Annotated in this window: 7 protein-coding genes; 2 read left to right on the top strand and 5 right to left on the bottom strand. The window is 52.9% G+C overall.

Features of this window, described 5'->3' with window-relative positions:
* Window positions 1-95: 95 nt before the first annotated feature.
* Window positions 96-461 (bottom strand): ribonuclease P, encoded by a 366-nt coding sequence (locus D6783_00515; protein ID RME53901.1) that lies wholly within the window; start codon window positions 459-461, stop codon window positions 96-98.
* Window positions 462-600: 139 nt separating this feature from the next.
* Between D6783_00515 and D6783_00510 the strand changes: the two genes are divergently transcribed.
* Entirely contained in the window at window positions 601-1887 is a 1287-nt protein-coding gene (locus D6783_00510) for a hypothetical protein (GenBank protein ID RME53900.1), read from the top strand.
* Between the two features lie 2 nt (window positions 1888-1889).
* A complete protein-coding gene (locus D6783_00505; GenBank protein ID RME53899.1) occupies window positions 1890-2387 on the top strand; it encodes a hypothetical protein in 498 nt (165 codons plus the stop codon).
* Between the two features lie 8 nt (window positions 2388-2395).
* Here the strand turns inward: D6783_00505 and pgk are convergent, their stop codons facing one another.
* The 4 genes from pgk to D6783_00485 all read right to left on the bottom strand — a co-directional run bounded on the left by pgk (window position 2396) and on the right by D6783_00485 (window position 7775).
* Window positions 2396-3877 carry a phosphoglycerate kinase gene (gene pgk, locus D6783_00500; protein RME53898.1) on the bottom strand — a complete coding sequence of 494 codons (1482 nt, stop codon included), beginning with the start codon at window positions 3875-3877 and terminating at the stop codon, window positions 2396-2398.
* Window positions 3780-4781: a type I glyceraldehyde-3-phosphate dehydrogenase gene (gene gap / locus D6783_00495; protein RME53897.1), complete on the bottom strand. Its 1002-nt coding sequence runs from the start codon at window positions 4779-4781 to the stop codon at window positions 3780-3782. Before gap ends, pgk begins: the two co-directional genes overlap by 98 nt.
* Before the next feature lie 257 nt (window positions 4782-5038).
* The gene (locus D6783_00490) at window positions 5039-5272 is read right to left on the bottom strand and encodes a hypothetical protein (protein RME53896.1); all 234 of its coding nucleotides are present in this window, start codon (window positions 5270-5272) and stop codon (window positions 5039-5041) included.
* A gap of 67 nt (window positions 5273-5339) precedes the next feature.
* A complete protein-coding gene (locus D6783_00485; GenBank protein ID RME53902.1) occupies window positions 5340-7775 on the bottom strand; it encodes a phosphoenolpyruvate synthase in 2436 nt (811 codons plus the stop codon).
* Window positions 7776-7800: the final 25 nt, after the last annotated feature.

Genomic DNA, 7800 nt, shown 5'->3' with positions numbered 1-7800 from the left:
GAAATTTTCCATATGGAAATTTTTAAGTGGTGGGGAGGGCCGCTTCAAACGCAGTACAATGAAGGAATAAAGAGAACAGCATCCCTGCCTGCCCGCTATTTCTTTTTCTGCTCCCCAGCACGTTTCTTGACGAAGAGGAATCGGCGAATATGCTTGCACGAAAGACAGGTGATGATGAGCCTGCCTCGGTGGATGCGCACCCGAGCGTTCACGCCATTAAGAAAATACGTGTTGCAATGCTTGCAAAACCGTTTTTTGAAGGGTGCGAGGGAGACCTTATTACGCATACCAATGCGCCGGGCAAGCTGGACGTAGCGGATAGCTCGCGTAGGATGGGACGCTGCGCATTGCTCGGCGAGGGAGAAGAGTGAAGCGACGCGCTCCTTGGCAAGGCTCTTTTGCTTTGAGGGCTTTTTCCAGTTGCTCCTTCGTTTTCTTCTTGTACTATTACGTCTGCTCATGTGGGTTGGACCTGAACGTAGTAAGCTGAATGTAGTACGGATGAGAAAAGAAACGCATAAAACTTATAAGCCTTCCTTGTTTCTGAACCGTTGTGAGGAGCTAATCCTGGCCTTAGTGGCTGAGTGGAAATCAAGCAGAATGGGTTTTTTCAACGTTTTTGGAAAGAGGAAAGAGCGCCCGACAGAAGTTGAACTTGCTGCTCTGCCAGCGTGGACGCAGCGGCGAGCAGAGGAGAAGGGAGGCGGCGAGGTGCTCTCCCGCCTTCGCAGGGAAGTTGAAGTTGCCATGACGACACTGCAAAAACAGCTTGACGCCCTAGAGAAGGGGAGTTTACAAAATGATGCGATTCCTGAGCGGGCAAAGCACGTGATGGAAGGAAATCGCGCTCAGTATATTCTCGCAGTGAGATCTTTTCTTGAAGGCTTTCGCTTGCCAACGAACGTGTTCGCGGTTGACCGATTCATGTTCGCGTTGGGAGAAGAGCTTGGCGAGCTTGAGGAGAGGACGAGAAAGAACTTTTACGTACTCAAAGAGTTTTTTGGTGATGAAGTAGTTGCTATTGCCAAGTCGCTCAAGCGCATAGAGGACAGCGTAATTTATGCAAATGCAGAATTAGAAAAAAAGAAGATTTACGATTTGCGCGCGGTGAGGGAGAAGGTTGACCAGCTCGAGGAGATTAAACAAAGGCGGCAAGAGGCGAGTGAGGAGCTTGCAAGAGAAGAGCGTGTGCTTAAGGACTTGCAGGGCAAGGTGAAGAAGTTCTCTGCCAGGGTGAGGGAGATTGAACGCAGCGAGGCGTACCAGAAGTTTTGTGCACTTCTCGATCGCAAAGATGCAGTGGCAAAGGAGCTGGCTTCCTGCGAGGAGCGTGTGAGAAAAGAGTGGGGTGTGATGGAGCGGGCTGTGAAAAAATACTTGCACAGCAACGCCAATGCGCTCTTGCAAAAATTTCTTGAGGACCCGTGCAAAGCGCTTCGTACGAGCAATGCTGAGACGCTCATTGGCATTCTCGAAAGCGTTTCGGCTCAGCTTTCGCACCTCGGCCTAAAAAAGAAGGAAGAGGAACGGGTGAGGCGTGCTATTGCTGCCTTTTCAAAGAAGACTGCGGCGGCGTTGCGAGAAAAGTTGTTGACGCTTTCTGAGGAGTTGAAGCAAATCGAAGAGCGAGAAAAAAAGGATATGACTCGCTGGTCGCTCTCAGAGCAGCAAGACTTGCTCAAGTCCGCCAAGGCGCAGTTGAGAGAACAAGAGCGAGTGTGCGAGGCAGCGCGTGAGCGGTTGGAAAACCTGCGATCAAGCATTATTATTGGAGAAATTAAGCGTTTGCTTGAAGTTGAAGGTGCGCGACTCCTGCTTCCTCGAGAGGAAGACGGTGCGGAAGCAGTTAGCGTGCGCCATAACGGTTTTGAAGAGGAGCGCGGTTGAGTATGGCGGCTCTTGAGCGTTTGGAGGCGACGAGCAAGGAGGCATTGGCGCGGCGTACGCAGAGTCCGTTGTTGTGCTTGAAGCGCATGCTTCAGCGTTTCACGCAAGACATGCCTGAAAACCTCGTGGTGAGGGGGAAGCAGGTCTTCTCTGCGAGTCCTGCCTTGCAGCGCTTTGCAAAGGAAGTCGGGGCTGATTTTTTCTCCATAGGCGTGTTCTTAGGCGAAGAGAGGGGGAAAGGCGGGTTTGTTCCGTCTCCGAGTTTGGTTGACTGGATTGCTGAGCGAACGGAGAAGAAGATTGTGGTAAATGAAAGAGGAGAGTGGCTTTTCTTGTGTGGACGAGATGTTTTTGAAGAAAGCGTGGTGGGCGGGGCATCGCTTCGCGGCGACGTGGTTGTTGTGAACGAGCGAGGAGAAGTTCTCGGTCTTGGGAACGCGATTGGGAAGAAGCCTTTTGTGAAGAACGTTTTTGATCGTGGACGGTACCTTCGTGGCTGAGCACGAAACTATGTGTGCTTGTGGTGTTTCTTCTTTGATGCGTTAAGGGCTTCGATTGCGGGAAGTGGCTCTCCTGCGAGTGCTTTCAGTGCGGCGCCACCGCCAGTAGAGACGTGGGTGAATCCTTCGGTGAGGTTGTATGTTTCAAGAACGGCAGCCGTGTCTCCTCCGCCCACGATGCTCGTGATGGAAGGGTGGGTGGTGAGGAAGCGCGCAACGTCTTGGGTGCTCTTGGCGAACGCGGGGATTTCTGCAACGCCGAGAGGGCCGTTCCAAATGACGGTTTTCGCCTTTTCTAGTTTGGTAAGGAAGAGGGCGACAGTTTTCGGGCCGACGTCAAGGCCTTTGAGGGTGGGTGGTATTTTGTGGAAGGGGACGGTCTTGGTCGGGAGGTCGGGTTTTGCGTCTTCTGCAACGATGAAGTCTCTGGGGAAGGTGAGCCGTTCACCGTGTTGTTCTGAGAGTGTCCGTGCAAGGTCGAGTGATTCGTTGTCAACAAGGCTTTTGCCAATGCTGTACCCTTGTGCTTTCATGAAGGTGAAGACGATAGCGCCGCCGAGGAGAACGCTGTCTGCGTGTTGAAGAAGAGCGGTGAGGAGGGGGAGTTTGTCTTTTACTTTGGCTGCGCCGAAGATGGCGATGAGGGGGTGGTCGGCGTTGGCAAGGGTGAGGTAGCGGAGTTCTTTCTCAACGAGCAGGCCCATTGCTGAAGGGAGGTGGGCTGGGATCCCGACGGTGCTGGCGTGGGAACGGTGTGCTGTGCCGAAGGCGTCGAAGACAAAGCAGTCGGCGAGGCGTACGAGTTTTTTGGTAAATGACGGATCGTTTGCCTCTTCTCCTGGGTCGAAGCGGAGGTTTTCAAGGAGGACGAGGGTGTTGTCCGGCAGCGTTTGCGGTGTCGGCGTTGGGATGAAGGAAACTTCTTTGTGCAGGAGGGTGCTGAGGTGCTTCGCAACTGGCTTGAGGCTCAGGGAGGGGTCGGGTTTGCCCTTTGGCCTGCCGAGGTGGGATGCGAGGATGATTTGTTTTGCTCCCTTTGCCAGGAGTTCAGTGATGGTGGGGATGCTTGCACGAATTCGTTTGTCGTTGGTGATAGTGCCGTCTTTGAGCGGTACGTTGTAGTCTGCCCTGACGAGGACGCGTTTTGCTTTGACGTCGAGGTTCTTGAGGAGAGGGGTGTTTCTTCGCGGGTGCATTGTGGGTTTTTGTTGCTCTTGTACAAAGGCGCGAGCAGTCTGCGCCAACGTCTTGGCACAAGCACGTCTTGAGTTGGGTGCCTCCTTTGGGGGCTTCTGCGTTTTGCTGCACAAGGCGCGGTGTTTCGTGATTGTTCCGTGGTGGCTTTTTAGTTGTTTGTTTTTCTTCTCGTTGTTTGTGTTTTGTTGTTTATTCTTAGTTGTGTTGAGCCATTTTTTTGCAGAGCTCGACCATGCGGTTGGAGTAGCCCCATTCGTTGTCGTACCACGCAACGACTTTGACGAATCGGCCATCGATGACTTTGGTGAGATTCGCGTCGAAGATGCTCGAGTGGGGGTTGCCAACGATGTCTTGCGTGACGAGTTCTTCTTCTGAGTATTCGAGTATCCCTTTGAGCGGGCCGTTTGCCGCTTCACGCATGGCTGTCTTTATGTCTTCGACAGTCACGTCCCTCGCGACCCTGCAAGTGAAGTCCGTGAGGCTTCCGGTTGGTGTGGGGATGCGTGCTGCGTAGCCGTCGAGTTTGCCTTGGAGGCTGGGGATGACTTTTGCGACAGCTTTTGCTGCTCCTGTCGTGGTTGGGACGAGATTGATCGCGGCGGCTCTTGCTCGTCGCAGGTCTTTGTGAGGCGCGTCCACGAGTCGTTGGTCGCCGGTGTAGCTGTGGACGGTGAGCATGAGGCCGTGTTCAATGCCGAATTGTTCGTGGAGGACTTTGACGATGGGTGCGAGGCAGTTTGTTGTGCAGCTCGCGTTGGAAACGAGAGTCATGTCTGGTGTGAGTTCGTGGTCGTTGACGCCCATAACGATGTATTTGAATCCGTCGCTCTTTGCAGGGGCTGAGAGGAGGACTTTTTTTGCTCCTGCGTTGAGATGGGCTTGGCATGCGTCCTTGGTTCGGAATCGTCCGGTGCATTCCAAGACGACATCAACGCCGAGTTCGCCCCATGGAAGGTTTGCAGGGTCTTTTTCTGCGAAGGCGCGGATGGGTTTGCCGTTCACGATGAGGTGTTGGTCGTCGTGAGTGACGTTTGCTTGGAACGTGTGGTAGACGCTGTCGTGTTTGAGGAGGTGGGCGAGGGTTGCGTTGTCAGTGAGGTCATTGATTGCTACGACATTGAAGTCGGGGTCGAGGTATCCTGCACGAAAGACGTTGCGGCCAATGCGTCCAAATCCGTTGATAGCGATGGTAACCATGGTGTTTCACCTCTCTTCTGGAGGTTTTCCTCGCTGGAGGTTTATATAACTTGCCCTCAGGGAAGGTGGTGTTGTAACCAGAACGGTGATGGGTCGTGTTGGTTTTTTTCAACCGCTTTTTTTGCGGAGGACGGGCGGGGGGAAGAATGGTGTTTGTGAAGGTAGCACTCTGGCCGTACGTATTTATTTGTTAGTATAACTGTTTGTTTGTAGTGTTCGTATAGTGTTGTTATGGGTTGTCAGTTTTTTTTTCCAGGTTATAGTTTGCTGTCTTTGAAGATGTCGTTGGTGAGGTTCCAGACTTCTTCGTACGTAGTGATTTTTTTCTTGATGAGAATTTGCGTGATGGCCTCAACTTGTGCCTTGAGCATGGCCATCTTGTAGGTGTTCACGAGAAGGAGTTCTTTAATTTCCTGCTGGCTAAGCTTTTTGAATTCTTTCTCAAGACGTCCAAGGGGACTTTCCTGTTTTGTGAGCTTCACCCCTCCCATACAGCAGTATACGTCGTGGTTATTTATATAGTTTTGGTGCGGGAGGTCGGTTTTTTTACTTCTTTTTTTATTGTTGGCGTCCTAAGCTTCGTTCGACGTCTGCTATTTTGAGGGTGGTTTTGACGACCGTGTCGGGGTTGAGGCTCATGCTTTGGATGCCTTCTCGCACTAAGAACTCTGCAAAGTCGATATAGTCAGATGGTGCTTGGCCGCAGATGCCGATGTACTTGCCGCGGGCATTGGCTGTTTTGATGACTTGGCTGATGAGGCGTTTGACGGCGTCGTTGCGTTCGTCGTAGATGTGAGCGACGATTTCTGAGTCGCGGTCAAGGCCGAGGGTGAGCTGGGTGAGGTCGTTACTGCCGATGCTCATGCCGTCGAAGTGGTCGAGGAATTGGTCGGCGAGGATGACGTTGGACGGGATTTCGCACATGACGTAGACGAGGAGGCCGTTTTCTCCTCGGCGAAGCCCGTGCTTGGCCATCTCGTCGAGGACGCTGAGGCCTTCTTTGACCGTGCGGCAAAAAGGAATCATGATGGCCACGTTGGTGAGTCCCATTTCATCTCGGACTTTCTTGAGCGCTTGGCATTCGAGGGCGAAGCCTTCTTTGTACTTCGGGTCGTAGTAGCGTGAAGCGCCTCGCCACCCGATCATGGGGTTGTCTTCGTTCGGTTCGAACTCTTTGCCGCCGATGAGGTTGGCATACTCGTTCGTTTTGAAGTCAGAGAGGCGCACGATGACGGGTTTTGGGTGGAACGCGGCTGCAATGGTTGCAATGCCTTCTGCGAGTTTGTCGATGAAGTAGCGTGTTTTGTCGGGGTAGCCGGCGGTGAGTTCTGCAATGCTTCTTTTTGCTTCTTCGTCTTTGAGGGTTTCGTAGTGGAGGAGGGCGAGGGGATGGATTTTGATGTAGCTGTTGATGATGAATTCTTCGCGTGCCAGGCCCACGCCTTTGTTGGGGAGGAAGCTGAGTTCAAAGGCGAGGGAGGGGTTGCCGACGTTCATCATGATTTTGGTTCTCGTCTCGGGGATGGAGGAGAGGTCTGTTTCGTGGACGTCGTAGGGGAGTTCTCCTTCGTAGACTTTGCCAACGTCTCCTTCGGCGCAGCTCACCGTGACTTTTTGGCCGGTGTGAAGTACTTCTGTTCCGTTTTCGGTGCCGACGACGCAGGGAATGCCTAGCTCTCTGCTGATGATGGCTGCGTGGCAGGTTCTGCCTCCTCTGTTTGTAACGATTGCCGAGGCGATTTTCATGATGGGTTCCCAGTCAGGATCGGTCATTTCGGTGACGAGGACTTCTCCTTGCTTGAATTGGTGGATGTCGTGGACGTCTTTGATGACGTTGACGGTGCCGGTGCCGATTTTTTCTCCGACGCTGTGGCCTTCTACAAGGAAGCGTCCTTTTTCCTTGAGGATGTATTGTTTGAGTTTGGTTTTGTCTTTTTGGCTGTGGACGGTTTCTGGGCGGGCTTGGACGATGAAGAGTTTGCCGGTTTGGCCGTCTTTTGCCCATTCCATGTCCATGGGGGTGAAGGTTCCTCGTTTTTGCGAGTAGTGTTCTTCTATGATGCAGGCCCATCGTGCGAGGGTGTGGACTTCTTCGTCGGTGAGGCAGAATCGCTTTCGGTCTCGGGCTTCGACTTGGACGTTCTTGGTTTGCTTGTTCCCGCTCGTGTCGTAGATGAGCTTCATTTGTTTGGCGCCGAGTTGTCTGCTGATGATGGCGTTCTTGCCTTGCTTGAGGGATGGTTTGAAGACGTAGTACTCGTCAGGGTTCACAGCGCCCTGCACGATGTTCTCTCCAAGGCCCCAGCTGGCCGTGACGAAGACGGCGTTTTGGAATCCGCTTTCCGTGTCGATGCTGAACATGACGCCACTGCAGGCGAGGTCTGAGCGGACCATTTTCTGGACGCCAATGGAGAGTCCAATAGTGAAGTGGTCAAATCCTTTGTCTTCACGGTAGCTGATGGCTCGGTCGGTGAAGAGGGATGCGAAGCATTTCTTGCAGGCTTCAATGAGTTGTGCTTCGCCGCGGACGTTCAGGTAGGTTTCTTGTTGTCCGGCGAAGCTCGCGTCGGGGAGGTCTTCTGCGGTTGCCGAGCTCCTGACGGCGACGTCGGTGTTGATGCCGTATTCTTTGCAAAGGTCGTGGTAGGCGTTGATGATTGCGGTTTGGAGTTCTGGCGGGAATGTGAGGTTTCTGATGAGGGTCCTGACTTTTTCTCCTCGTTCTTGGAGGTTGTGGAGGTCTTTTGTGTTGAGGTCGGCAAGGATGAGTTTGATTTGTTCTTTGGCTCCTGTTTTTTCGAGAAGGTAATGGTAGGCGTGGGCGGTGATGGCAAAGCCGTTGGGGATGTGCACGCCTTTGGGTTCGAGGTTTCGGTACATTTCGCCGAGGGAGGCGTTTTTCCCGCCGACGAGGGGGACGTCTTCGATGCCGAGTTGGTCGAACCAGAGGATGAATGCTGATTGTTTTTCTTCTGGAGTGGGTGGTGTGCTCATGTTTTTTTTTACCTCCTTGTAGGTG

Source organism: Candidatus Woesearchaeota archaeon (genome assembly GCA_003694805.1).
Taxonomy (GTDB): Archaea; Nanobdellota; Nanobdellia; order Woesearchaeales; family J110; genus J110.
Note: the sequence above shows the minus strand (reverse complement) of the source record. Positions and strands in the feature narration are given on the sequence as shown.

What these genes read in the sequence shown, in the direction of transcription:
- D6783_00510 (RME53900.1), top strand. Translation starts at nt 601, where the DNA reads ATGGGTTTTTTCAACGTTTTTGGAAAGAGGAAAGAGCGCCCGACAGAA.
- pgk (RME53898.1), bottom strand. Translation starts at nt 3,877, where the DNA reads ATGGCCGATTCGTCAAAGTCGTTGCGTGGTACGACAACGAATGGGGCT.
- D6783_00505 (RME53899.1), top strand. Translation starts at nt 1,890, where the DNA reads ATGGCGGCTCTTGAGCGTTTGGAGGCGACGAGCAAGGAGGCATTGGCG.
- D6783_00490 (RME53896.1), bottom strand. Translation starts at nt 5,272, where the DNA reads ATGGGAGGGGTGAAGCTCACAAAACAGGAAAGTCCCCTTGGACGTCTT.
- gap (RME53897.1), bottom strand. Translation starts at nt 4,781, where the DNA reads ATGGTTACCATCGCTATCAACGGATTTGGACGCATTGGCCGCAACGTC.
- D6783_00515 (RME53901.1), bottom strand. Translation starts at nt 461, where the DNA reads ATGAGCAGACGTAATAGTACAAGAAGAAAACGAAGGAGCAACTGGAAA.
- D6783_00485 (RME53902.1), bottom strand. Translation starts at nt 7,775, where the DNA reads ATGAGCACACCACCCACTCCAGAAGAAAAACAATCAGCATTCATCCTC.